Genomic DNA, 24,641 nt, shown 5'->3' with positions numbered 1-24,641 from the left:
CCGGCAGCGGCCCGGGGACGACGGCCCCCCGCCGCTGGCGGGCTCGTCGGCGGCCCGGGCGGCCTCCGCCGTGCGCGCGCGGCAGCGCTGCGCGCGGCGCGAGGGGCTGGCCGGCGCCGACCCCCGCCGGGACGTCCGGCCGCCCCCGCCGCCCCGCCGGCTGCCCCGGGCGCTGCCGGTCGACGACGTGGTCCGGCTGCTGGAGACCGCCGGCGCGGTGACCGGCGCCGGCGACGGCGCCGCCCTTGCGCTGCGCGACCGGGCGCTGCTGGAGTTCCTCTACGGCACCGGCGCGCGGTTCTCCGGGGCGGGCGGCGCGGCCGTCGACGACCTCGAGGTCGACGAGGGCGCCGCGCTGCTGCGCGGCAAGGGCGGGCGCACCCGGCTGGTCCCGATCGGCGGGTACGCCGTCGAGGCGCTGCGCGCCTGGCTGGTGCGGGCCCGGCCCGCGCTGGTCGCGGCCGGGCGGGGCACCCCGGCGGTCTTCGTCAACGCCCGCGGCGGCGCGCTGACCCGACAGGGCGCCTGGACGATCCTGCGCCGCGCGGCCGAGCGCGCCGGGCTGCCGGTGGACGGGCCCAACGCGGTGTCCCCGCACACCCTGCGCCACTCGTACGCCACCCACCTGCTCGACGGCGGCGCCGACGTGCGGGTCGTGCAGGAACTGCTCGGCCACGCCTCGGTGACCACCACCCAGGTGTACACGTTGGTCACCGTGGAGCGGCTGCGCGAGGTGTACGCCACCGCGCATCCCCGCGCCCGCGGCTGACCCGGGCGTCACGGGTCGGTCGGGCGGGACGTCCGACACGCCGGACCGGTACCGAACGCGCTGCTGGTGAGTGGCGTACAGTCGGCATCGGCGCGGACCTCCTGGGGCGACATCCGGGGTGCGCAGCGGCGCCGCGCAGGACGTCGGACGGCTCCGACGCCGGGTGGTCGTCGGGAGGGGGCAACGAGGACATGGCTGGCAACGGTGACCGTGCCGACGCCTGGACGTCGGAGCTCCGCGAGCAGCAGGCGTCGCTCGGCGCGGACCTGGGTCCGGCGGACCCGGCCGCCTACACGATGCGCAAGCCGATCCCCGAGCCGATGCCGACCGACCGGCACGGGCCGGCGCGGATCATCGCGATGGCCAACCAGAAGGGCGGCGTCGGAAAGACGACGACGACCATCAACCTGGGCGCCGCGCTGGCCGAGTACGGCCGCAAGGTGCTGCTGGTCGACTTCGACCCGCAGGGCGCGCTCTCGGTCGGCCTCGGGGTCAACCCGCACAACCTCGACCTGTCGGTCTACAACCTGCTCATGCAGGACGACGTCACCGCCGAGGACGTCCTGATCAAGACCGACGTCGCCGGGCTGCACCTGCTGCCCGCCAACATCGACCTCTCCGCCGCCGAGATCCAGCTGGTCAACGAGGTCGCCCGGGAGATGGCCCTGGCCCGGGTGCTGCGGACCGTCCGCAAGGAGTACGACTACATCCTGATCGACTGCCAGCCCTCGCTGGGCCTGCTGGCGATCAACGCGCTCACCGTGGCGCACGGCGTGCTCATCCCGCTGGAGTGCGAGTTCTTCAGCCTGCGCGGGGTGGCGCTGCTGCTCGACACCATCGACAAGGTGCGCGAGCGGCTCAACTTCGACCTGGAGCTCGAAGGCATCCTCGCCACCATGTACGACAGCCGCACCACCCACTGCCGGCAGGTGCTCCAGCGGGTGGTCGAGGCGTTCGGCGACAAGGTCTACCAGACGGTCATCACCAAGACGGTGAAGTTCCCGGAGTCCACGGTGGCCGGTGCGCCGATCACCACCCTCGACCCGGCCTCCTCCGGGGCGCGCAACTACCGGCAGCTGGCCCGTGAGGTGATCGCCGCCCAGGCCGACCGGTAGGTCGGGATGAACCTTGCCGCCGGTGGACCCGGGGCGTGGACTACGGTCGTCCGGTGACCGCGCCACCCCTGGACCCGCCGACGACCCCGGAGCAGCCCCCCGTGCTGGCCGCCGAGGCCGTTGCCGAGGTGGTCACGGACCCGGCCGGCGTGCCGCAGGCCGCGGAGAGCGCCGGCTTCACCGTCCGGCTGGCGAACTTCACCGGCCCGTTCGACCTGCTGCTGCAACTCATCGGCAAGCACAAGCTCGACGTCACCGAGGTGGCCCTGCACAAGGTCACCGACGAGTTCATCGCGTACATCCGGGCGATGGGCGACCGGTGGGACCTGGACGAGGCGAGCGAGTTCCTGCTCATCGCGGCCACCCTGCTCGACCTGAAGGCGGCCCGGCTGCTGCCCGCCGCCGAGGTCGAGGACGAGGAGGACCTGGCCCTGCTGGAGGCGCGGGACCTGCTCTTCGCCCGGCTGCTGCAGTACAAGGCGTACAAGGAGGCGGCGGCGCACATCGCCGAGCTGGAGGCGGTGGGCGGCCGGCGTTACCCGCGGGCGGTCACCCTGGAGCCCCGGTACGCCGAGGCGCTGCCCGACCTGGTCCTCGGCATCGGCCCGGAGCGGCTGCTCAAGCTCGCGATCCGGGCGATGACCCCGAAGCCGACTCCCGAGGTCTCCATCGCGCACGTGCACATGGTGCGGGTCAGCGTCCGGGAGCACGCGGCGATCCTCACCGAGCGGCTGCGCCGCGCCGGCACCGCCACCTTCTCGCTGCTCTGCGCCGACTGTGAGATCACCCTGGAGGTGGTGGCCCGCTTCCTGGCGCTGCTGGAGCTGTACCGGGAGGGGCTGGTCTCCTTCGTGCAGGACCAGGCGCTGGAGGAGCTGACGGTGCGCTGGACCGGCCCCGCCGACGGCGATGCCGAACTGCACATCGACGAGTACGCCGGCTCCCCGGCCGAGCCCGCCGTCGCCGAGCCCGCCGTCGCCGACCCGTCGGCCAGGAGCCCGGCTGGCGGCCGGCCGTCCGCCGGCTCGTCGTCCCCGGACGTGGGCGGCGCCGGCCCGTCCGCAGGCTCGTCGTCCGGCGAGCCGCCGTCGTGACCGGTCGACGTCGCCGTGATCGACTCGGTTCCGGCGTTGTGGCGGTGTCGGGGCGGACCGGACACCGCCATATCGCGGACCTGGAGTGGATCATGCCGCCGCACCGGGGGCGCAGCCGAGGAGTCGACGCAGGAGGAACAGGGTGACCAGTGACGAGGAGCGCCGGAGCTCGCTGGCCGACCAGGCCGCCGCATGGATTCCCCCGTGGCAGCGCCCCACCCCGCCCAACGAACCCCCCGACGGCGCCGCCCCGGCCGACGCAGACGCAGACGCGGACGCCGCCGACGAAGACGCCGAGGCCGCCGCCGCTGCCACCGACGCCGACGCCGTCATCGACGCTGCCAACCCCGACGCCGCTGCCGCTGTCGCCCCCGCCTCGGCGCCCGCTGAGCGGCCGGGGCCCGAGATCTTGGACACTTACCGTTCGCCAGAAACGGAAACTGTCCAAGATCTCGCCGATGGCGACCCCGCGCCGGTGCCGCCGGTCGGGCCTGCGGTAACCGGTCACGGCTTGCCGGCGGAACCGACCGACGCCAGTGAGACCGACGCCGGTGCGGCCACCGTCCGTGGGACCGACGCCGGCGAGCCTGACGCTGACTCCACGAGCGCCGGTGGGGCCGACGTCGGAGGAAGCGATGCCGGCGGGACCGGCGCCGAGCCGGCCGGCGCGGGCGCTGACCGCGCGTCGCTGCCCGTTGCCGACCCGGACGCCGCCGGGTCGGCCGAGAACCTGCCCGGGGAGGGCGGGGCTGCCCGCGTACCCGGGAAACAGCCGGCGCCCCGGCGGCGGGCGACGCCCGGGCCGGAGCCGGCGCCGGTGTTGGACGACGCGGAGCTGCGCGGCGCGCTGGAGGCCATCCTGCTGGTGGTGGACGAGCCGGTCAGCGAGTTGACCCTGGCCCAGGTGCTGGAGCAGCCCGCCGAGCGGGTCGGGCCGATGCTGGACGAGATCGCCGCCGGCTACACCGCGGCGGGGCACGGTTTCGAGCTGCGCCGGGCGGCCGGTGGCTGGCGTCTCTACACCCGCCCGGAATACGCGACCTACGTGGAACGGTTCGTACTTGACGGGCAGTCGGTACGGCTGACCCAGGCCGCGCTGGAGACGCTCGCGGTGATCGCCTACAAGCAGCCGGTCACCCGTTCGCGGATCTCGGCCATCCGGGGTGTGAACTGCGACGGGGTCATCCGTACGCTGGTCTCCCGCGGGCTGGTCGAGGAGTGCGGCACCGAACCGGACAGCGGGGCGTTCCTCTACCGGACCACCACGATGTTCCTGGAGAAGCTGGGGCTGAACTCGGTGGACGACCTGCCCCCGCTCGCCCCGTTCCTCCCCGACGACGTAGAAGAGCTTGCCGATGCGACGCGATGACCGTGCCCCGAAGACCGACGCCCCCGTGTACGAGGGGGCCGAGCGCCTGCAGAAGGTGCTCGCCGCCGCCGGCGTGGGCTCCCGACGTGCCTGCGAGGACCTGATCTTCCGGCGCCGGGTGACCGTGAACGGCCGGGTCGCCCAGCTCGGCGACAAGGTCGACCCCGCCACCGCCGTGATCCACGTCGACGGCGAGCGCCTCCAGGCAAACAACCGCCTGGTCTACGTGGCGATGAACAAGCCGCGCGGGGTGGTTACCACCATGGCGGACGAGAAGGGACGCAACGAGCTCGCCGACTTCATCGGTAACCGGGTGGAGCAGCGGGTCTACCACGTCGGGCGGCTCGACGCCGACAGCGAGGGGCTGCTGCTGCTCACCAACGACGGCACCCTCGCCCACAAGCTCATGCACCCGTCGTACGAGGTGCTTAAGACCTACCTCGCCGAGGTGGCCGGGCCGATCCCGCGCAACCTGGGCAAGCGGCTGATGGCCGGGGTGGAGTTGGAGGACGGGCCGGTCAAGGTCGACTCGTTCAAGGTGGTGGACACCCTGGGCAAGACCGCCCAGGTGGAGCTGAGCCTGCACGAGGGGCGCAAGCACATCGTCCGGCGGTTGCTGGCCGAGGTGGGGCACCCGGTGTCCCGGCTGGTGCGTACCGCGATCGGGCCGATCCGGCTGGGTGACCTGCGTACCGGGCGGATCCGGCGGTTGACCAACGCCGAGGTCGCCGCCCTGTTCAAGGCCGTGGGTGACTGACCCGGCGAACCGGGTATCGGTGCCGGTAGGCTTCGTCGCGGCCGGTGGGCCGGCGGGTGGCGCGGGTCGCCCCCGACGGCGTCGCGCGCGGCCGACCCGCGAGGCGCGGGATGATTGACAGAGCTTGACAACCGCTCAACGGCGCCGGAGACACCGGCGACCCGCGAGGTACGGGCTATAGGAGGACAACGGTGGAGGAAAACGTACGGGCCGTGCGCTGCGTGGTCGCTGTGGACGGGCCGTCCGGTTCGGGTAAGTCCACCGTTTCGCGGCGGCTCGCCGCCGGCCTCGGTGCCCGCTACCTCGACACGGGGGCCATGTACCGGGCGATCACCTGGGCCGTGCTGCGCTCCGGGGTCGACCTGACCGACGTCGAGTCGGTGGCCAAGGTCGCCGGCGAGGTCGACCTGCGCATCGGCACCGACCCCCAGGGGTCCGGCGTGACCGCCGACGGCGTGAACGTCGACAGGGAGATCCGTGGCCCCGAGGTGACCGCTGCGGTCTCCGCCGTGGCCGCCGTGCCGGCGGTGCGGGAACTGCTCGTCGCCCGGCAGCGTCAGATGATCACCAACGCCGGCCGGATCGTGGTCGAGGGCCGGGACATCGGCTCGGTGGTGGCCCCCGACGCCGACCTGAAGGTCTACCTGACCGCCTCCGAGGCGGCCCGCGCCCAGCGGCGCAGCGCCGAGGACGCGGTCGACGTCGCGGCGACCGCCGCCGACCTGGCCCGCCGGGACAAGTTCGACTCGACCCGCAAGGTCAACCCCCTGCAGCAGGCCCCGGACGCGGTGGTGCTGGACACCACCGAGCTGGGCATCGACGAGGTCGTCGCCCGACTGCGCGACCTCCTCATCGAACGGGGGGTGGCATGAGCGAGGACAACGGCGGCTGGGTGGAGCTGCGGGAGCCGGACCTCGACGTCGAGGAGCCGTCCGGTCCGCAGCCGGTGGTGGCCGTGGTCGGCCGCCCCAACGTGGGTAAGTCGACGCTGGTCAACCGGATCATCGGCCGCCGCCAGGCGGTCGTCGAGGACGTTCCCGGGGTCACCCGGGACCGGGTGCCCTATGACGCGCAGTGGAGCGGCCGGGCGTTCACCGTGGTGGACACCGGCGGTTGGGAGCCGGACGCCAAGGACCGGGCCGCGGCGATCGCCGCGCAGGCCGAGACGGCCGTGGCCACCGCCGACGTGGTGCTCTTCGTGGTCGACGCGATGGTCGGCTCGACCGATGTGGACGAGGCCGCGGTGAAGATGCTGCGGCGCAGCGCGAAGCCGGTCATCCTGGTGGCGAACAAGACCGACAACACCGCCATCGAGATGGAGGCGACTTCGCTCTGGTCGCTCGGCCTCGGTGAGCCGTACCCGGTCTCCGCGCTGCACGGTCGGGGTTCCGGCGAGCTGCTCGACGCCATCATGGAGGCCCTGCCCGAGGCACCGAAGATCATCGAGAACCGGCCCCGCGGCCCGCGCCGCGTGGCGCTCGTCGGCCGTCCCAACGTCGGCAAGTCCAGCCTGCTCAACCGGTTCTCCGGCGAGGAGCGGGCGGTGGTCGACGCGGTCGCCGGCACCACCGTCGACCCGGTCGACAGCCTGGTGGAGATCGGCGGCGACGTCTGGCAGCTGGTGGACACCGCGGGCCTGCGCAAGCGGGTCGGCAAGGCCAGCGGCACCGAGTACTACGCCAGCCTGCGCACCGCCTCGGCCATCGAGGCGGCCGAGGTGGCGGTGGTGCTGCTCGACGCCAGCGAGCCGATCAGCGAGCAGGACCAGCGGATCCTGTCCATGGTCACCGAGGCCGGGCGGGCCCTGGTCATCGCCTTCAACAAGTGGGACCTGGTCGACGCCGACCGCCGGTACTACCTGGACAAGGAGATCGACCGGGAGCTGCGCCGCATCCCCTGGGCGATCCGGCTGAACCTGTCCGCCCAGACCGGCCGCGCGGTGGACAAGCTCGCGCCGGCGCTGCGCAAGGCGCTGGCGAGCTGGGAGACCCGGGTGCCGACCGCTCAGCTCAACCAGTGGCTGACCGCGCTGGTCCAGGCCACCCCGCACCCGGTGCGCGGTGGTCGGGCGCCGAAGATCCTCTTCGCCACCCAGGCGGGGGTCGCGCCGCCGCGCTTCGTGCTCTTCACCACCGCGCCGCTGGACGCCGGCTACCAGCGCTTCGTCGAGCGCAAGCTGCGCGAGGAGTTCGGCTTCGAGGGCAGCCCGGTGGAGATCTCGGTACGCCCGCGCAAGAAGCTCGGCCCCGGCGGCCGCGGCAAGGCGCACGGCTGACCCTGTTCTTCTTGGATGCCGGGGGGAGCGCCGCTCTCCCCGGCATCCTCTTTCCTAGGACGCTCTAGGGGAGGTGGCGTGGGACGCCGCGACACGGGAGGGGCCTGTGCGCGTGGTGCGAAGATCCTGCGCTAAGCTGTAGCGGCTGCCGCGGGGGAGACCGCGCGGGGGCATCGGGACGTGGCGCAGCTTGGTAGCGCACTTGACTGGGGGTCAAGGGGTCGTCGGTTCGAATCCGGCCGTCCCGACGCAGGTCAGAGGCCATCTGGAATCTTCCAGGTGGCCTTTTCTGATCTTGTACAGCAGCGAAGTACAGCAACGGCTCATTGATCGAGGCTTTCACCGAGCCTCCGGAGGGCTTCGCGGGTGGCCTTGGACGAGACTTGGCTGTAGATCTCCATCGTGATCGAGAAGTCCGCGTGTCTCAGGATCGCCATGGCGATCCGAGGATGCACGTCCAGGTCGACCAGCAGTGACCCGCAGGTGCGCCGGGCGTCGTGAACGGTGATCTTAGGGACGCCAGCGTGGGCGATGCGGCTGTCGTAGGACCGGTTGAAGTTCCGCGGCTCGACTGGCAACCCGTAGCGGGTCGTGAAGATCATGCCGCTGTCGTGCCAGGCATCGCCCGCTCTGTCCTTGGCCGCCTCCTGTTGCCGATAGCGGTGCCGCAGCGCGGTGACGCAGATGGCCGGCAGCGGTAGGGGAGCGTCGGACTCCTCGGTCTTGGTGGCTCGGTGTAGCAGCTGGCCGCGTACCCGCTGGAGCTGCTTGTCGATGACCAGGCTGATGTCGTGATGTTCGCGGCAGTGCTCGCAGAAGTCCTCCCCGTGTGGGGTGCAAGGCTTGTCCCAGCCGTCCCACTCGATGTGGTCCCAGGTGAGGCCGAGGACTTCACCCTTGCGTAGGCCGAGCACGAGGACCAGGACGTAGGCGGCGTACAGGTAGTCGTCGCCGTCTCGGGATGCTTCCAGGAACGCGCGGGCTTCCTCACTGCTCCACGACTTGCCCTTGCGGGCGCGGATCGGCGGGAGCTTCGCGAGAGCCGCGACGTTCTTGACGACTAGTTCTTCCACTACCGCCTGAGAGAGCGCCGAGCGGAGAACGGCGCGGATTCCCTTGACGGTGCGAGCCGATGGGAGGTCCTGGCAGCACCTCCCAACCGCGCAGCATTTCCGGTTCTTCGCTGGCCGGCGCTCGTCCTTGCCCTGGGCGCAGCACTGGCACGTCTTCGCGACCTTGTTCAGCCAGGTCTGCACCTCCCGTACGGACAACCGGCCGTCGAGTCGCTTGGCGCCGAGGCCGGGAACGATGTACAGGCGACTCAGCGTCTCGTAGGTGGCATAGGTGAGCGGGGCGAGGTTCGGCTCCACGATTTCGGCGAGCCAGTACGCCATGTAATTCGCCATCGTGGGGACGTTCGTGGCGACCGGCCCGGCCTTGGCTTGCTGGTGCAGCCTCACCCACTTGTCGTGGACCTCGTCGCGGGTCTTGCCGTAGACGTACTTGCGGGCGCGTTTGCCGTCCGGCTTGGTGACCCAGACGTAGGCAGCGAAACCGTTCCGGTACGGGAAGATGGAGCCTTCACCGTTGGCGCGTTTGCCGGGCATCAGGCCGCATCCTGTCGCTCGATCTGAGCTTGGATGTACTCATCAATCCATTCCGGCAGGATGCGGCGGTACTTGCCGTCCTTGATCGAGCGCAGTTCCCCGGTGGCAATCTTCATCTTCACCTTGGACAAGCCGTAGCCGAGGATCGCGGCGACCTCGGCCGGGGAATGCCACTTCGGAACGATCTGGACTGGGCGTCTATCCATGTGATGCCTCCTTAATGGGGTGGTGATATAGGCGCGGCTTACGCCAACGGTTGGTTGATAGGGAGTGCGCTGCTTCGGTGGGTGGCCCGACCGCAGCGGGCGGGGGGCCGTAGAGCGGCGCGTATGGTCGGTCGAGTGACCACGGATGAAGATCGCGACCGCCTCGCCGAGCAGCTCGTGGCGTTGCCGGTGTACGAGCTCGTTGATGTCCTGCGCCGTGTCTTGCCGCACCACAGCCAGGACCACTACGGCCTTCGAACGGAGTTGGTCCTGGCTCAAGCGACCGACTATGAGGACGAGCCAGGGCTTGAGGTGGAGCTGGTCGCCTGGCCTGACCGCGACTACTACGACGGTGGCCTTGGGATTGACCAGGGCTTGTGGGAAAACGGCCACTGTGCGAAGTGCGATACCGAGGTGGTATCGAACGCAAAACGTGCATTCTGCCCGTACTGCGGCTCCAGGTGCGGCCTGACCTGACCTCAGCCGGTGCCCTTCCGGAATTTTGGGAGAGAGCGCTGTGGAGTTTTCAAAGAACGAGCACCGGTGGTCCGGGCGGGTGTTGACACGTACGTGTCAAGCGGCCGGCGGTCGGGCGGCGGTCCGGGCGGCCAGCTCGTCGGCCAGGGCGTCAAGGCCGGCGAGGTGTCGGGCGCGGGCCATGGCGGCGGCGGTGTTGGCGAGTAGTGCGTCGCCGGTGGTGATCCAGCCGGTGGCTTGGTAGCCGAGTTCGTAGATGACGCGCTCGGTTTGCTCGTCGTCCCAGGTGTGCGGGTGGCCCTCGGTGCGCCGCCAGATGGTGCGCTGCATGCGCAGGAAACCGAGGGTGACGGAGAAGGCGCGGCTCTTGGTGGCGATGTGCCCGCCGTAGCCGAATTGGTGCGCCCACCGCCGCAGCCGGGCGTAGGCGGGGTGCTCCCCGATGTCCCAGCAGGCGCGGATGAGCCGCCCGAGGTGCGTTGCCGGGTCGCCGTGAACTTGCACGGAGATGTCGTCGACGCGGCGCAGGCTCAGCCCGGTCACCTCGGTGCTCTTGGTGACGTACTTGGCGATGTAGCCGGTGATCTGCGCGAGGTTCACCGTGCCGCCGGGAGCGTTGACGTGCTTGAGGTCCAGGCCCTTGTCACCCCACGCGATGCGCCAGCCCTGCCCCCCGTTGGCCGGATGCGGGACGGAGGTGTAGGCGGTCTTGACGAACGCCGTCCGGACCGCCTCTTCGAACATGTCCCGGGTGATCACGCGCGGCGGGGGCACGATCGCGTCGGGGCAGTCGGGGTTGTGTCCGTCGAGGCGGATCAGGGCGTGGTAGTGGATGACGCCGCGTACCTGGAACTCGTAGACCTTGATGTAGCGGCGGCGCAGCTCCACACCATGGGCGCGGCCGAGGCGGCGCAACTCGCGGTCGGCTTGTTGGATGGTGCGGCGCCACAGTTCGGGTGCTTCGTGGTTCCACACGACCTGGCCGGCGTGGTCGTAGCAGTCCAGGCACAGCGGCTGCCCGAGGTGGCCGTCGCTGGCCTTGTGCCGCTGGCCGCAGCGCAGGTCCACGCCGTGGGGGCAGACGCGGCCGAACGGGTGGCAGACGGAGGCGCGGCAGGTGCAGCCGTCTTTCTTGCGGCAGTCCGCGGTGTGGACCTTCACCACGCGGTGGTGCACCGGCCCGAAGGAGGGGGCGGTGGCGGTGAGGAAGATGGCGATGTGCTCGTGCAGCGGCGGCAGGCCCCACCGGTCGCCCTGTAGCCCGGCCTTGATGAGGTGGAACGTGTCGCGGCGGTACAGCTCGGCGCAGGACGGGCAGACGGAGGCGCGGCGGTTGCCGCAGGGGGTGTAGATCGCGCCGTCGGGCATGTCCTCGGTGTCGATGGTGGCCATGCGGTTGCCGTCGGCGTCGTTGACGTGGATCTGCCCGGCGAGGCGGATCGGGTGCTTGCAGGCGGCGGCGGCTTTGACGTGGCCGAGCCATTCGGGGTAGTCGGGGTCCTGGGCGCGGGCGCGGCCGGAGGCGACGGTGCGGGGGTCGTGGCCGCGTACCCAGCCGTCGACGGCGAGGTCGCGGGGGCCGGTGGTGGGGGTGGCCCAGGGCCAGTAGCCGGCGGTGGTTTCGGCGCATGCTCCCGTGCCCGAAACCGTGGTGGTTTCGGGCGCGAGAGGCAACGTCGAGGACGTCACGCGGTGGCTCCCACAGCGGTGCCGTTGTGGGGTCGGTCGTTGATGGTGCTCGGGTTGTTGAGGGCCGTCAGGATGTCGGCGGCCGTGTGGGTGGGTACGCGCAGTCGCACGGCGAGTTGACCGGCGGTGATGGGCTCACCGTGGGCCTTCTCGTGGGCGGTGGCGACGATGCGGGCGTTGGGCAGCAGTGCCAGCGCGGGGCCGGTCTTGGCGGCCGGGGCCGCGACGGGTGCCGGGGCCAGGTCCTTGACGGTGGTGTCCGGGGTGGGCTCGACCGTCGTCGTGGTCGTGGTGTCCTCGCCAGAGGTGGGCGGGTTGATGGGTTCGGGCGTAGGTGCGGGATCGGTGTCGGGTGCGGGGTTGGTGGCCGGGGTCGCGGCGGCCGGGCGGACCGTCGGCGAGGCGGGGATGTCAGATGACGACGCCTCGGCGAGGGTGGCCGGCGCAGGTGCCGGGACAGGTGCAGCGGGCCGGGTGGTGCGCTTTCCGGTGGCGAGTAGTGCGGCGGTGGCCATGAGCATCAGGCCGTCGACGGCGAGGGGACCGAACCAGACGACGAGGGTTTCCTCGTTGTAGTGGTCGAGCAGTCCGGACAGGTGCCGGTAGGACACGAACGCGGCGACCAGGGCGACGGGCGGCAGCCCGACCCAGCGCAGCACGTTCCAACCCCAGCCGGTCGGCCAGGGCGTGCGGGCAAGGATCTCGATGGCGATGAAGAGGAACAGGGGCCAGACGATCGAGGAGATGACCGCGCCGGGTTCCGGCTTCCAGTTCTCGGGTGCGCCCTCAGGGGCGATGAACGAGTGAGCGATGTTGGCGGCGACGGACACGAGTCCGCCGAGGACCAGGCCGAGGTAGGTCCAGCCGCGCGAGGGTCGAGAGGTCGTGGTCATGAGGTCACCTCAGAGGTGCAGTCGAGGCATGAGCCGGTACGGCGGGGGATGTAGTAGGGCTTGACCTGGCCGCAGTCGGGGCAGGTACGCCGCGCGGTGAGCGCCTTGTCGATCGCGGCGCGTTGCGCCGGGGTGGCGGTCCGCTTGGGCAGCGCCAGGTCGAGACGGAACAGGTAGGCGACGCGCTTACCGCGCCGCCAGAGGAGTTGCGCGGCGGGGTCTTGACCGCCGGGACGCAGCTCGCGGGCGCGCAGCTGGCGACGGGTCAGCAGCCCGTCGGGGGCGAACTTGAACGGGTAGGTCGGCAGGCCGAAGCGCTCGCCGGTGGGGTCGTAGAACACCATCGGGTCCTCCGAGTCGTCGCCGTCTTGGCCCTCGCCGGCCGGTGAGCCGGTGGCGAAGGTGGGGTGTTCGTAGGTGTCGCGGTCGATGTCCTCGGGCAGGAACGCCGCCGCGCAGACGGCGCAGACGATCGGGCCTTCCTCGAAGGCGGCCTTGGAGATGCGCAGCTTGCGGGGGCACTCGCACTCGCACGCCGCGCCGTTGTTGTTCGTGCGGGTTTTGCCTTCGCCGGTCGGTTCGGGGTGGCGGTAGAAGCGCAGGGCCTCGCCGAGGTCGGCGATGACGGCCCGGTAGCGGGCGCGGGTGAGGTCGGTCAGGGTGCAAGGGGAGTAGCCGAGCTTGTCGTCCTTGGTGGTGGCCATGCCGAGTTCGGCGGCCAGGGTCGAGAACTTCTTGTTGTGCCAGCGGCCCTGCCGGGAGGTGTCTTGGATGCCCCGGGCGTCGGCCAGGGCGTGGGTCGCTTCGTGCAGCAGGGTGGTGAAGACGGCTTCCGGTTCGCGGGACAGGCCCTCACCGGAGATCAGGATTTCGGGAAGCTGGTTGTCGCCGGCCTGCCAGCGCAGGGCGGCGAAGTGACCCCACTTCATGCCCTGGTTGGCCTTGGTGGGTGAGCCGGAGCCGACGACGAGGACGGCGGCCGGAATTTCGGGGTGCCGGTCGCGGATCGCGGACCAGGCGGATTCAAGAGCGCCGACGAGTGCGGCGGTGGAGACGGGGTCTTGACACGTACGTGTCACATCGGTGGTGTGGGCGGCGGTGCTCATGCGGCCCTCCGGATGGTGTGTCGGCGGTAGGCGATGGCGGCGGCGCACAGCGCCTCGATGACGTCAGCCGCAGTGCGGCCGGGGGTGGTCTCCCAGGCGAAGACCGGGGCGTGCTGGCCGGCGTGGCCGAGGGCGATGAGGTAGGTGTTGCACCACTCGACGGCGGCGCTGTAGGCGTGCAGGTCGGCGTCGGTGACGCCGGTGAGGTACCAGCGGGGCTCGCCGAACACGGCGGCCCGGATCGCGCCGAGGATCGACGCCGGGTAGGTGCCGGTGCGGTGGCAGGCGCACGTGGCGGTGCAGCCGTCGTGAGGGTCGTAGAGGCCGGTCGGGGTCCAGCCGTGGCGGCCCAGGTAGAGGGCGGCGCGGTCGAGGATGGCGTGGACGTTGCCGGTTGGCAGGGCGGTGACGGTGCTCATCGGGCACCGAGCCAGGCCAGGAAGCCCTCACGGGTGGGCAGCGTCTCGTTGGCCAGCGCGCTTTCCGCGTAGGTTTCGAGCTGGTCTTCAGTGGCGTGGGTCAAGTCGTAGTCGTCGGCGGCGGCCCGGAGGGTCGCGATGACCTGCTCGGCGGTTTGGGTGGGCCGGTCGTTCCAGGTGAAGGGACAGGTCGGGTCGCCGTCACCGGCGCTCCAGGACGAGGGCTCGTCGATGCTGAGGAAGTCGGACAGGGCGTCGATGGCGCGGGAGTATTCGCGCAAAGCGCTGCCGTTCTTGACCTCGTGCGGAACCGGCATCCGGTGGCCATGGGTGGCCATGCCGATAGCGGCGGACACGCAGGCGGGCGGGAAGGGGTTGTCCGTCGGGGGGTAGTAGGTGCCCTGGTTCCAGCCGTGGATTTCGAGGTAGCGGGCGGCGCAGCGCAGGATGTCGGCCGGGGTCAGGTTGGCCAGCGCGCCGGGGGTGTGGAGCTGTTTCTGGGTAGGGTTCATGGCGGCCACGTCCTTTCGTGGGCGGTGGTTGGTGGCCGGCAGATCGGGCAGCTTTCCTAGGGCCGTGTCCCGGTCTGTCGGCCGTTCCTCTATCGGTGGTGCAGGTGGAGCCGGAGGAACACCCGCTGACGGCCGTCGTCGGTGGCAGCGGGTGCGGAGCGGAAGACGAGCGCGCCCGCGTGGCGGGCGATGGCGGTCAGGGCGGCGATGTCCTCGCCGGTGCCGATGAGCACCAGGTCCAGGACTCGGGTCGCAGTCGCGGCGGTGGTGCTCATGCCGCAGTCCGCAGGTCGGCGGGGGCGACTAGGCCCGAGCGGCGGCGGGTCCAGGTGGCGTAGTCGGCCACGCGGATGATGTCGGCGTCGGTCATGTAGGCGGCCTTGACCAGGGCCGGGATGCCGCCTTCGGCGATGAGGAACCCGGCGCCCTGGTTGTTCGGGTCGACGCTGTTCGACGAGAAGCCGCGGGCGGCCCACCCGTGCCCGAGCACGATGTCGGAGGACACGTCGGTGGTGCACCGACCGGCGAACCGCCAGGCGAACAGGTCCCGCAGCGAGGTCGGGATGATGTCCGACGACGGCCGCTGCGTGGCGGCGGCCACGATGATGCCGACCGCGCGGCCCCGGGCGACGATGTCGCGCAGCAGCGCGGCGAACAGCTTCTGCGTCTTCTCGTCGCCGGCGGTGGCGGAGAAGTAGGCGATCTCGTCGCAGGCCACGAGGATCTGACCGAACAGGTCGTTCGGGCCAATCTTCCGACGACGGCGCGACAGCAGGAACGAGTAGCGGTTGTCCATCACCCGCTGCACCCGGCGAAGGGTGCGGATGGCGTGGTCGATGTCGGGGCCGACGAACACGTCGGCGGCGTCCTTCCACAGCCCGAGTTCGACTTGCTTGCCGTCGAGCAGGCACAGCCGAACGTCCGGGCACAGGGCCGCGTGGCCGACGATGGTGTTCAACAGCGACGACTTGCCCGCGCCGGGCTCACCGCCGATGAGGATGTTCCGGTAGATCATCGGCAGGTAAACGGCCTGGCCGAACTCGTCGATGCCGAGGAACACCGGGTCGAAGATGGACAGGCCCGGCGCGACCGGCACGGTGTCCGGCGGGTCGTCCGGGCGGTTGTGGGCGGGCAGTTCGATGGTGGTGGTGAGGTCCATTGCTGGGCTCCCAGGGTCGGTTGACACGTACGTGTCAAAGCGGTGAGGGGGAGAGGCGCGGATGCTTGACCCGTCAGGGGTGCTCGGTCCGCGCCATCCCGGTCAGGCGTAGTCGGAAGGGTCGAACCCGTCGCTCGGGCTCGTGGAGGTGGTGGTGGCGTTGCGCGGTTTGCGCGGCCGGGGGGTGTCAGCCGGTGCGGTGACCGGCTCGTCCGGCACGTCGGGCAGATCGAGGCCGACCGGCGGCATGCCCGGGGAGGTCGGAGCGTTGGCCGGCACGTCGGTGGGGACGTAGTCCGGCAGCGGAGACACGATGGTGTGCGCGAGAGGTTCGCGGCGGGTGATGTCCAGGCGGACCAGGGCCGCGTAGCGACGGGAGGCGCGCATGACGCGGACCTCGTTGGCCCAGCACGCCACGGCGAGCTTCTGCACTTGGCCGTCGGCTTCCAGGTCCCGCAGGGACAGGCCAGGCCGCAGCCAGACCCACACCCGTTCACCGGCCGGGGTCGGCTTCGCGGGCAGGATCAGCGGCAGCGAGCCGTGCCGGTTGGTGGCGATGAACGCGGCGAAGCACAGCCGCAGTCGGTGCCGCACGACCAGGCACCAGATCCACGCCATGACACGGCGACGGATCGGCCCAACAGCGGCAGGTACGCCGACGACCAGGGCGACGACGAGCAGCGAACCCCACAGCGGGGTCGACTGCATCAGCGCAGTCCAGCCGTAGACGGCGGCCAGGCCGAGCCCGATTTCCGGCAGCCAGTGCCAGAAGACGCGCAGGACCGGCCACGCCACGATCAGCGCGAAGACCACTGCGCCGCAGGCAGCGCCGATGAGGCCGCCGAGCATGGCACCGAGGATCGGGTGCAGGTAGTGCGAGGCCACGGTGGCGGTCAGCAAGCCGACCACGCCGAGGGTGACCCAGAACGCGATGATGGCCCGACGACGATGCGAGCGGGCTACCGGGGCTTCGATGACGGTGACGTTGCCCCCACGGTTCGACCAGCCGAACGGGGACCTCTGGCTAGACTTGGACACGACAAGTCCTCCCTAGGTAGGGACCTTGTTGGACAGGACGCGGGGTCGCAGACGACGCCAATCAACGGCGACCCCGTGTCCACCTCTTCGTTCTTGTGGAGCCGATCGAGGAACCGCCCGCTAGGCGGCGGCGGTGTCCAGCGCCCGCAGACCAGCGGCCCGGAACGCCACACCCGAGCGGACCTTGCCGTCCCGGTCGTTGACCCAGGGCAGCGCCTCCAGGTCCACCGGAACCACCGGCTGACGAACGGTCACCGGCGGCATGGTCGGGCTGACCACGGTCACGTTGATGACCTCGCCGGAGTTCTCCGACAGCGCGTACAGGTGCACCGTCCACATCGGGTGCTTCGTCTCACGGTCGAACTTCTGCTGACCGTTCTGGTCCAGCTTCGGCACCGGGTTCACCGACACCTCGTACGACACCCGCGAGGTGTCCAGCAGCAGACGTCCCATGACTGACTCCTTAATCTCGTGAGCTGGGCCCGTATCGGTGGGCCAGGCGCGTCCTCTCTGGACGGCAGCTCTTGTGGAATCAGGGTGCGTCGATCAGTAGTGACGAGTTCACCACGAGATATGGACGACTAGGGACGTCTACGTTAGGGTTAGTTGTCCCTCCAAACGTCCCACCAGTGAGCAGGAGTTGCGATGCCGAACGACCGCCTACGCAGCGGGATGCTCAAGAAGGGTCTGACGGCGGCCACTCTCGCCGACAGACTGGGCGTCGATCCGAAGACCGTTGAACGGTGGGTCACCCAGAGCCGGAACCCGTACCCGCGTTACCGCCATTCGATCGCCGAGCTGCTGGGCGAGAGCGAGTCGTACCTCTGGCCGGACGCCCTGCCGACGCAGCGAGCGGTGCAGGTCAGCCAGTCCGAGGTCGTCCACATCTACCCGCGCCGCGGGGCCGTTCCGACCGACCTCTGGCAGCAGCTCTTGGAGAAGGCCACCCGACAGGTTGGCGTCCTGGTCTACGGCGGGCTGTTCCTGCCCGAGTTCAACCACCGATGGGTGCCGACCCTGCGCGACAAGGCGTTGGCCGGCGCCCAGGTCGAGCTGCTATTCGGCGACCCGGAGGGCAAGAACATCGCCGAGCGCGGGGACGATGAAGGCATCGGCCACGCGATGTCTAGCAAGATCTTGAACGCGCTGGCCTTCTACAAGGACTTGCGGGACCTGGACAACGTTGGGATCTACTACCACGACACGATCCTGTACAACTCCATCTACCGCTTCGACGATGAGATGCTGGTCAACACTCACCTCTACGGCACGCCGGCCGCCTATGCCCCGGTGCTGCACCTGCGCCGGCTCGGCGGCGGCGACCTGTTCGACAGCTACGTCGCCAGCTTCAATCGCGTCCTGGGGAAGAAGCGGGCGGTCTGGCCTGAACACTGAGCCGCCGGCGGTGAGAGGCTAGGGCCATGGCCCGGATCGAGCACTTCAACAACCCAAACGCCCCGAAGCCGAACAGCATCGTCGTAGCCGTGACCGTCTTCGTCCAGGACGAGCAGGGACGGGTGCTGCTCATCCAGCGCACCGACAACGGCTTGTGGGCGCTGCCCGGTGGCGCCCAGGATTTCGGCGAGTACATCGCAGAGACGGCGGTGCGGGAGACGCGCGAGGAGACCGGCGTAGAGATCGAGGTGACCGGGGTCGTCGGGATCTACACCAACCCGAACCACGTCGTGGAGTACAGCGACGGCGAGGTGCGGCAACAGTTTTCGATTTGCTTCAGAGGCCAGTACGTGGACGGTGAGCCGACGACGAGCGACGAGTCATCGGCGGTCACCTGGGTGCGGAAGGATGAGCTGGACGAGTTGCAGATCCATCCCTCTATGCGGCTCCGCATCGACCACGGTTTCACGCACCGCGAAGAGCCCTACATCGGTTGAGCCGCCATGCGAACCTCAGTTCGTCGTATCGCCTCCATGAGTGCCGGCTCCGCCTTCTGCCAAAACCGACTGACCAAATCGTTCGGACCGTAGCGCACCCGGATTTCGGCCAGCCGGTCTTCGGCGCTCAGGTCCTGGCCGTCAGGCCCGGTGGTCATGTCCGCGAACCAAAGCGCGTCGGATACTACCGACTGCTCACGTGGAAACTCCGCCATCAGGGCTTCGCCTAGCCCCCGTTCGTCGGCCTCGTACGAGGCGCACGAGTGGTGGGCAACAAGGGCAGCTAGGCGAAGTTCGAATCTTTGACCGAGCAGCCACCGGGCGCCGTCCAGGGAGTGGAAGCCTGTGTCAACAATGTCGGGCGCGTAGCCGACATCATGCAGCCAAGCGGCGGCCGCGAGTAGGTCTCCATCGTCGCCGACGAGCGGCGCCAGCCGCTCCGCCTTGGCCGCCACGGCCCGGACATGCCGCCACCGCCTTGGCAAGGCAAGGGCAAGGTGCTGCTCGGCAACCCTAGCTGCCAATCTTGCTCTCTGTTCCACCTGCCAAGGGTATGCCAGCCTGGCAGTACACACCACGCCGTCTCTAGCACGGCGAGTGCGGCTAGGCCGTGCGGCAGGAGCAGGTATGCGGCAGCAAGAAGCGTTTAAGGCGACAGATCACTTCTGTCGACCATCACTCCAAACAGTGGTAGCGCCTGATATGGAAATATCCATTCTGTCGGGATAACTGGATCTGCCAAGATTGCCGAAAACTCAACGCTGATCGGCCCTGACAAGTCAGTTGCGACGGTGTTTGCAAGTTTGTCCAGCTCCGCTCGAACCTTATCGGTAAGGGTCGGTGGATGCGCGGCGCACGCGAGATATGCTTCGGGATCAAACAGCCACCAGCGGGTGCCGTTGGAAGAGATGACCGCGAGGGTCTTCGCTCTTCTGGTTTCCGGCTCAATCCGCTCATCCGAAGAGTTGGCGCGGCACTGAGCAACAATTCTCCGCCACCGTAAGAATGTCTCGACCCAGAACGGCTCATTAGAGTCCTGGATTAGCTTCGTATAGCGCTTGGAGAGCAATCCGCGACGCTTGAGGCCGGGCTCGCCGAGCAACATTGCCGCAGTCCGCGGATAGGCCTTGAGTTGTTGTTGTTGGGTGATCAAAGCAGTTATAAACCCTTCGAGAGCTAATAGCGCTTCGTGGGCTTCGGCCGCCTCCTTCCCCGTGGGGTTATATCCGGCGTGGACAACTCGGTGCCTCAGTGCTGCCAGCTTGCGGGTCCATTGCTGCACTGGGCCCGCTCGTTGCGCATCCCACAAGCCGCCAAGCCGTGTGTGGTACTGGGTACGTACCCTGGTGGCCAGGCCCCGCTCGAAAACGGGAGCGGCATCCTCTGGACGGCGAGCTTCTTCCCACAGCATGTGCATCAGCAAGTCGTCCAAGAGCACTTCGGCCGCCGTCGCGGCAAGCACCACGGCGACCCTGTATTCACCCTGATAACGGAGTGCCGTTTCAGCCTCGCGAACGAAGTCGGGGTAACGACTGAAGACTCTGCCTGATCTTAAAAGTTCGACGAATCGTCCTAACTGCTCGCACTGCTCTCTCTGAACGGCCTCACGATTGTCTGCAGGATATGCCTGACTGAGGTTGGTGTTCACCATGAAGAGGTTGAGTTCTTCGGGCCAAGAGGGTGTCGTGTCGGGGCGAAGCCGGAGCCTGAAAGCCAGAGGGACGAAGGCCGGCAGTCGCTCCCGGGTGACGGTAGTAACTGGGCGACCGCAGACAATGCTGTAGGCCCGCTGTATGTCGCGGATGCATTCGATCGCCTTGTCAAGGGCCTCCGACACCGAGGCTTCGTCTGCCTCATCGCCATGGAATGGCAGAAGTTCTACAGCCGCTTCCACGATTGTTCTCTGGACACGTACTCCCTCTGGCTGACCTGCTCCCCGTGGAAGGGCGGGAAAAGCCTTGACCGCTACATCCAGGGCAGATCCAAGTCCGGATAGGTCTGGATCCTCCGCGCTCGCTTCGTGAAACATGAGAGATACGATTCGCGTCGGCTCGTCTCTCGTTATTGGATTCCCCTCGTCAATCGAAGCCTTCCAATCATCGACTGAGGGGTATTCGGCGAACCTTTGAACGAACTTGTCCGGCAAACCAAGCGGTTCGGCCAGGGGAATGAAGAAGTAAACCAAGTTCAGGTGCGTGGGAGCGTCGGCCTTTAGGTTGTCCACCATGCTGTTCATCGTGCAATATCTGCTGTCTAAAGGTAAGTCCCCTTCTCGGGCAGGTCTTGGTCTCGACTGGCCTCGACTAGCTGGTGTCTGACCCTCCGTGCCCTGTGTCTGCCCCTGCTGTCGGGCTCCACTTGACGCGTGACGGCTTCCCGCATGATCGGTCGTCGCTGTTACACGGAGTTACTACTTGACCGGGCGGGACTCGACGGTCCGTCAGAGGCAGACGGTCACCGGCATGTGCGTGTCTTGAAGGGTCAGGAGCCAATCCAGGTTGGTGTGCCGTTGTGGGTGGTTGCCGCTAGAACCGTGCAGCCCATCTCGTGCGCGGCGGCGGTGATGACGGCGCGGGCCGTGGCAGCGTCGTCCGGTGGGAACGCGACGCGGATCTGGTGGCCGTACGCGGTTTCGTAGGTCACTAGCCAGTCGCGGTCGATGGCCTTGAAGTGGTCCTGTCGCCCGTGTTCGCTGGTGAAGCTGCCGCGGTCCCCTGTGGGGGTGAGGGCAGCGCGGAGGATGCGCAGGCGTTCTTCGTACGGGCGATCGCTGTCGGACAAACGCACGTAGACGTGGTCACGTTCCCGGGCGGCGTCGAACCAGGGGATGGCGTGCGTCGTACCGAGCCCCGAGACGGGGCGACGCCCACTCAGGTGACCGTAGAGCAGGTCGACGGCGCCGGTGTCGTACCGCTCGCAGTGATCGCCGAAGTCGAAAACGACGACCGGCCATGTGTCCGGAGCACCCTGGGTCAGCCAGCACAACATCACGCCGTTCCCGGTAACGGCCCATTGGAGCAGGCCGCCGGGCTCTGGGTACAGCGGGTAGGGAAACGCTTCCGGAAAGTCGCTGCGGAAATCTCGATACCCGTCGAGGAGTTCGCCGGCCTGCCACACCAGGTCGACGTATGGCCAGGTCGCTCCGGCGAAGGGCGTGAACAGGGTGATGTCACCGAACTGGCCCAGGCCGTAGGTGACGACCAGCGCACGGTAGTCGGTAGGCAGGGTGAAGCCCAGCGTTGCCTCCGCTGCTGACCAATCGCCCTGCGCGTGGACCGGCGCTGCCGGCGGCGGGACAAGCCGAGCCAAGTCATCGATGGTTGCCACGGATGATCAGCCTAGCGTCGAAGCGCTGGCCGCCTGGACTCTCGCGTTACCCCTATCCGCCCCGCCCACGTTCACAACGGGCAGCTAACGAGCTAGAGCGTCGTGTCACGTATCAAGTGAAGCCACGACGTGACGCATCATGCGGAGTACGACACGTGTCTGCCCCTGCTGTCGGGTCTCAGGACGTCCGTGACAGAGCAGTCTCAGGACGTGAGTGACACGTCCGGCTAGAGATGGACACAACCACTGCATCGATGGTTGGTCTTGACCTCTCTAGACTGCCCCGCGTGACACTGCAGCCGTACGACCGTGGAGTGCTCGCTGTGCAGCGCGGGGCCTTCGAGGAGGCTCGTGAGCAGTTGGAGCTGGCCGGGCCCGATGACCGTGCGCTGCTGCTGCTGGGCCAGCTGGCCAGCAGCGGACACGGCGAGCCGGCAGATCCGGTGAGGGCCCGCGGGCTGTACGAGCGCGCGGCCGACTTGGGCAACGCCGAGGCGGCTCACAACCTCGGGGTGCTGTACGCCACCGGCCGGGGGGTCGCGCAGGACCAGGCGGCGGCGTTGCGGTGGTATCAGCGTTCGGCCGAGCTGGGCGATGTGCCTGCGCTTCGGATGGTCGGGCTGATGTACGGCACAGGTCAGGGCGTGCCCATGGACCAGGACGAGGCGGAGCGACACTGGCGACTGGCTGCCGCCGCAGGGGAGGCGCAGGCGCTGCACGATCTGGGCACCCTCTTCGCGTACCACAAGGTGGATCTGCCGGAGGCTGCGTTCTGGTACCTGGAGGCAGCCAAGGCGGGCAACGAGATAGCCAAGCAGGAACTGACTCTGCTCGCGGCGAAGCTGCGCATGCCGGCCTTGGTAGACCGCCGGGCGCGCACGATGCTCGGCGTGATCCGCGCCTTCCACCTCGGAGATCCAGCCGGAGGCGTGAAGCTGCTGACCGTATCGGCGGATGACGGGGACCCGGTCGCCCAGCGCACGCTCGCGTACCTGGTCCAGCATGGCATCGGCACGACACAGGACGACGCTCGGGCGACCGCTCTCTACCAGGCCGCAGCCGAGGCAGGGGACGCATTTGCTGCCTTCAACTTGGGCGTGCTGTCCGGTCGGTCTGACGAGGCGGTGCACTGGCTACGCCAAGCGGCCGAGGTCGGGATCACTGAGGCGTATCCACGGCTGGGTGACCGACTCAGCGAACGTGACCACGACGAGGAGGCGCTGCAGTGGTACGTGCGCGGCGCCGAGGCCGGCGACAAGGGCAGCATGTTCGCAGCGGCCTGCTGGTACCGCGACGGATTCGGCGGACCGGTCGACCTTGTGCAGGCACTTCGGTGGTACCTCGCCATGCTGAACGTCGGCAGCGGCGACGGCATCCACGAAGCACACGCGATCGTGCCACGAATGACCGCCGATGAAATCCACGAGGCGGGCCGGCTCTCAGGCCGCCTGCTGGAGGCGGACCTCTTCGTGCAACGGCAGGCTACCCCGAACACTGCCGCCGATTGACCTGATGCTTCTGCCGGTCACCACCCCCTGCATCCCGGACTTCATCTCTGCGCCCAAGAACCCGACGCATTGTCACGCAGGTCCTGATACCGATGTGTCACGCAGGTCCCGAGACCGGACAACGTCTCTGCCCTGCTGTCGGGTCTCTGGACCTCCGTTACAGATCGGTCTCGGGACGTCTGTGACACCTTCGGCTAGACGATCATGTCTGCCAGGTGGCGTGCTTGCGGTGTCACCTGCCGCGAACTGGGAGGAGCGACGTGGGCGCGAAGACAGCTCTACTGGCGTTCACCGACGGAGACATTCGTCCGGCGCTGCTTGGCGCGACGCGATCAGACCGAGCCGAGACCGAGGCGCTGGTACGTCAGGTCCACCCGGGCTACGTCGTCGAGCCCGCCGACGACGGCACGTTGTTCGAGGACATCTACCCGCCAGATGACCTCACGTACGCCACGGTGCTGGCCGGGGTCGAGCTGTACTGCGACCGGCGGTTCATGCTCGACCGCCCGTCTGAGCTGCCAGAACACCTGCGCCAAGCGGGAGCGGGCAGGCGAATCATCATGCACGGGATGCATTCGGTCGTGGACTGGCTCGGCTTCGCGGTCTGGGAAGACGGGGTGCTCATCAGATCGCTGAGCCTGTCGCCCGGCGGCGGCATCCAGGAGAACATCGGCACGCCCTACGACTTCGAGCTGCCGTACTGGACAGGCGAGCACCCCGTGAAGCCCGTACCAGGCTGGCCCAACCAGGGACCGTACCCGCTGCCGTTCCATCCCCTTGAACTGGGCGAGGAAGCCCTGCGCGCGCTGTTCGGTTTCGTCATTGAGGGCCGTCCCAAGTCGAACGACATCGATACGGAAGCTGTTCATCTACACGGCTTCCGCGTGACCGACCCGTCCGGCGAGGAACAGGCCGCGCGTGAAGCCATGTACGCGCAGGCACTACGCGCCATGGGCCCGCCGCAGAGGTTCCGAATGGGACCGGACGGGACGTGGCACGAGGTCAGCCTCGACAGCTTCTGATTGCCTGTCCGTCGGTCGGCAGAGTGTCACGCAGGTCCTGATACCGATCTGTCGCGCAGGTCATGAGACCGGACAACGTCTCTGCCCTGCCGATGTGAGAACTTTCTGTACGAGATCAAGGCGGCCCGCGTCGCGGGCCGCTCGCGCCGCCGAACCTGGGCCGGGCCGATGGCCCGCCGCCGCGCCTCTGGCCTTCGGCCGACAGCGCGTCGGTGTTAGCCCGCCGGCGGCGCGACATACGACGAAGCCCCGGGCCGCCATGGGTAGTGGCAGATCCGGGGCTCGATGTCGGGCGGGACAAGGGCAGTGCCTCCGGCGGGGTCCTCGGGCACTCCGGGATGGTTGGTGCCATCCCGACGACCTCCGTCCGGGCAGAGCCGAGCGGGTGGGGCCTGACCGGTCAAGGT

General features: G+C 68.9%; 26 protein-coding genes and 1 tRNA gene. 13 read left to right on the top strand and 14 right to left on the bottom strand.

Annotated elements, in window-relative coordinates; translation table 11 throughout:
* From KBX37_RS25885 to KBX37_RS25850, 8 genes are all read left to right on the top strand, one after another.
* The coding region (locus KBX37_RS25885; RefSeq protein ID WP_210778496.1) for a tyrosine-type recombinase/integrase at nucleotides 1–769 on the top strand (769 nt) is incomplete at its 5' end.
* A 191-nt stretch (nucleotides 770–960) separates the two neighbouring features.
* Complete coding sequence (locus tag KBX37_RS25880) at nucleotides 961–1,884, top strand: ParA family protein (RefSeq protein WP_154937924.1); 924 nt, start codon at nucleotides 961–963, stop codon at nucleotides 1,882–1,884.
* Between the two features lie 53 nt (nucleotides 1,885–1,937).
* The gene (locus tag KBX37_RS25875; RefSeq protein WP_210778495.1) at nucleotides 1,938–2,978 is read left to right on the top strand and encodes a ScpA family protein; all 1,041 of its coding nucleotides are present in this window, start codon (nucleotides 1,938–1,940) and stop codon (nucleotides 2,976–2,978) included.
* Nucleotides 2,979–3,453: 475 nt separating this feature from the next.
* Nucleotides 3,454–4,347: an SMC-Scp complex subunit ScpB gene (gene scpB, locus KBX37_RS25870; protein ID WP_307849201.1), complete on the top strand. Its 894-nt coding sequence runs from the start codon at nucleotides 3,454–3,456 to the stop codon at nucleotides 4,345–4,347.
* A complete protein-coding gene (locus tag KBX37_RS25865) occupies nucleotides 4,334–5,104 on the top strand; it encodes a pseudouridine synthase (RefSeq protein WP_210778493.1) in 771 nt (256 codons plus the stop codon). Before scpB ends, KBX37_RS25865 begins: the two co-directional genes overlap by 14 nt.
* A 191-nt stretch (nucleotides 5,105–5,295) precedes the next feature.
* The gene (gene cmk / locus KBX37_RS25860) at nucleotides 5,296–5,976 is read left to right on the top strand and encodes a (d)CMP kinase (RefSeq protein WP_210778492.1); all 681 of its coding nucleotides are present in this window, start codon (nucleotides 5,296–5,298) and stop codon (nucleotides 5,974–5,976) included.
* Entirely contained in the window at nucleotides 5,973–7,379 is a 1,407-nt protein-coding gene (gene der, locus KBX37_RS25855) for a ribosome biogenesis GTPase Der (protein ID WP_210778491.1), read from the top strand. The genes cmk and der overlap by 4 nt, the downstream gene beginning before the upstream one ends.
* Before the next feature lie 174 nt (nucleotides 7,380–7,553).
* A tRNA-Pro gene (locus tag KBX37_RS25850) sits at nucleotides 7,554–7,627 on the top strand.
* A 75-nt stretch (nucleotides 7,628–7,702) separates the two neighbouring features.
* Here KBX37_RS25850 and KBX37_RS25845 read toward each other — a convergent pair.
* Both KBX37_RS25845 and KBX37_RS25840 read right to left on the bottom strand, forming a co-directional pair.
* Complete coding sequence (locus tag KBX37_RS25845; protein WP_210778490.1) at nucleotides 7,703–8,986, bottom strand: site-specific integrase; 1,284 nt, start codon at nucleotides 8,984–8,986, stop codon at nucleotides 7,703–7,705.
* A complete protein-coding gene (locus KBX37_RS25840) occupies nucleotides 8,986–9,192 on the bottom strand; it encodes an excisionase family DNA-binding protein (RefSeq protein WP_210778489.1) in 207 nt (68 codons plus the stop codon). The genes KBX37_RS25845 and KBX37_RS25840 overlap by 1 nt, the downstream gene beginning before the upstream one ends.
* A gap of 135 nt (nucleotides 9,193–9,327) precedes the next feature.
* On the opposite strand from KBX37_RS25840, the gene KBX37_RS25835 reads away from it, so the two are divergent.
* Nucleotides 9,328–9,669, top strand: a complete 342-nt coding sequence (locus KBX37_RS25835; protein WP_210778488.1) for a hypothetical protein — start codon at nucleotides 9,328–9,330, stop codon at nucleotides 9,667–9,669.
* A 96-nt stretch (nucleotides 9,670–9,765) separates the two neighbouring features.
* On the opposite strand, the gene KBX37_RS25830 is transcribed toward KBX37_RS25835, so the two are convergent.
* The 9 genes from KBX37_RS25830 to KBX37_RS25790 all read right to left on the bottom strand — a co-directional run bounded on the left by KBX37_RS25830 (nucleotide 9,766) and on the right by KBX37_RS25790 (nucleotide 16,938).
* A complete protein-coding gene (locus KBX37_RS25830; protein WP_210778487.1) occupies nucleotides 9,766–11,358 on the bottom strand; it encodes a replication initiator in 1,593 nt (530 codons plus the stop codon).
* The gene (locus tag KBX37_RS25825; RefSeq protein ID WP_210778486.1) at nucleotides 11,355–12,251 is read right to left on the bottom strand and encodes a DUF2637 domain-containing protein; all 897 of its coding nucleotides are present in this window, start codon (nucleotides 12,249–12,251) and stop codon (nucleotides 11,355–11,357) included. Before KBX37_RS25825 ends, KBX37_RS25830 begins: the two co-directional genes overlap by 4 nt.
* The gene (locus KBX37_RS25820) at nucleotides 12,248–12,595 is read right to left on the bottom strand and encodes an RRQRL motif-containing zinc-binding protein (RefSeq protein ID WP_210778500.1); all 348 of its coding nucleotides are present in this window, start codon (nucleotides 12,593–12,595) and stop codon (nucleotides 12,248–12,250) included. Before KBX37_RS25820 ends, KBX37_RS25825 begins: the two co-directional genes overlap by 4 nt.
* 758 nt (nucleotides 12,596–13,353) lie before the next feature.
* Nucleotides 13,354–13,776: a hypothetical protein gene (locus KBX37_RS25815; RefSeq protein WP_210778485.1), complete on the bottom strand. Its 423-nt coding sequence runs from the start codon at nucleotides 13,774–13,776 to the stop codon at nucleotides 13,354–13,356.
* A complete protein-coding gene (locus KBX37_RS25810; RefSeq protein ID WP_210778499.1) occupies nucleotides 13,773–14,288 on the bottom strand; it encodes a hypothetical protein in 516 nt (171 codons plus the stop codon). Before KBX37_RS25810 ends, KBX37_RS25815 begins: the two co-directional genes overlap by 4 nt.
* 89 nt (nucleotides 14,289–14,377) lie before the next feature.
* Entirely contained in the window at nucleotides 14,378–14,563 is a 186-nt protein-coding gene (locus KBX37_RS25805; RefSeq protein WP_210778484.1) for a hypothetical protein, read from the bottom strand.
* A complete protein-coding gene (locus tag KBX37_RS25800; RefSeq protein WP_210778483.1) occupies nucleotides 14,560–15,447 on the bottom strand; it encodes an FtsK/SpoIIIE domain-containing protein in 888 nt (295 codons plus the stop codon). The genes KBX37_RS25805 and KBX37_RS25800 overlap by 4 nt, the downstream gene beginning before the upstream one ends.
* A 102-nt stretch (nucleotides 15,448–15,549) precedes the next feature.
* Nucleotides 15,550–16,485, bottom strand: coding sequence for a hypothetical protein (locus tag KBX37_RS25795; protein WP_210778482.1), 936 nt, complete (start codon nucleotides 16,483–16,485; stop codon nucleotides 15,550–15,552).
* 120 nt (nucleotides 16,486–16,605) lie between these two features.
* Nucleotides 16,606–16,938: a hypothetical protein gene (locus KBX37_RS25790; protein ID WP_210778481.1), complete on the bottom strand. Its 333-nt coding sequence runs from the start codon at nucleotides 16,936–16,938 to the stop codon at nucleotides 16,606–16,608.
* 192 nt (nucleotides 16,939–17,130) lie between these two features.
* Between KBX37_RS25790 and KBX37_RS25785 the strand changes: the two genes are divergently transcribed.
* Nucleotides 17,131–17,880 (top strand): helix-turn-helix domain-containing protein, encoded by a 750-nt coding sequence (locus tag KBX37_RS25785; protein WP_210778480.1) that lies wholly within the window; start codon nucleotides 17,131–17,133, stop codon nucleotides 17,878–17,880.
* 26 nt (nucleotides 17,881–17,906) lie between these two features.
* Entirely contained in the window at nucleotides 17,907–18,377 is a 471-nt protein-coding gene (locus tag KBX37_RS25780) for an NUDIX hydrolase (protein WP_210778479.1), read from the top strand.
* On the opposite strand, the gene KBX37_RS25775 is transcribed toward KBX37_RS25780, so the two are convergent.
* The 3 genes from KBX37_RS25775 to KBX37_RS25765 form a co-directional block, all read right to left on the bottom strand.
* Nucleotides 18,365–18,919 carry an HD domain-containing protein gene (locus KBX37_RS25775; RefSeq protein WP_307849200.1) on the bottom strand — a complete coding sequence of 185 codons (555 nt, stop codon included), beginning with the start codon at nucleotides 18,917–18,919 and terminating at the stop codon, nucleotides 18,365–18,367. The two genes, KBX37_RS25780 and KBX37_RS25775, sit on opposite strands and share 13 nt — an antisense overlap.
* A 104-nt stretch (nucleotides 18,920–19,023) precedes the next feature.
* Nucleotides 19,024–20,604: a hypothetical protein gene (locus tag KBX37_RS25770; RefSeq protein WP_210778478.1), complete on the bottom strand. Its 1,581-nt coding sequence runs from the start codon at nucleotides 20,602–20,604 to the stop codon at nucleotides 19,024–19,026.
* 254 nt (nucleotides 20,605–20,858) lie between these two features.
* Nucleotides 20,859–21,704, bottom strand: coding sequence for an SMI1/KNR4 family protein (locus KBX37_RS25765; RefSeq protein WP_210778477.1), 846 nt, complete (start codon nucleotides 21,702–21,704; stop codon nucleotides 20,859–20,861).
* A 287-nt stretch (nucleotides 21,705–21,991) separates the two neighbouring features.
* Here KBX37_RS25765 and KBX37_RS25760 point away from each other — a divergent pair, with 287 nt between their 5' ends.
* Both KBX37_RS25760 and KBX37_RS25755 read left to right on the top strand, forming a co-directional pair.
* Nucleotides 21,992–23,212 carry a tetratricopeptide repeat protein gene (locus KBX37_RS25760; RefSeq protein WP_210778476.1) on the top strand — a complete coding sequence of 407 codons (1,221 nt, stop codon included), beginning with the start codon at nucleotides 21,992–21,994 and terminating at the stop codon, nucleotides 23,210–23,212.
* Nucleotides 23,213–23,472: 260 nt separating this feature from the next.
* A complete protein-coding gene (locus tag KBX37_RS25755; protein ID WP_307849199.1) occupies nucleotides 23,473–24,234 on the top strand; it encodes a hypothetical protein in 762 nt (253 codons plus the stop codon).
* The last annotated feature ends 407 nt before the right edge of the window (nucleotides 24,235–24,641 follow it).

The sequence above is a fragment of the Micromonospora sp. U56 genome (assembly GCF_018070095.1).
GTDB lineage: Bacteria > Actinomycetota > Actinomycetes > Mycobacteriales > Micromonosporaceae > Micromonospora > Micromonospora purpureochromogenes.
The sequence above is the reverse complement of the archived record's forward strand: the minus strand, read 5'-3'. Positions and strand labels throughout refer to the sequence as shown.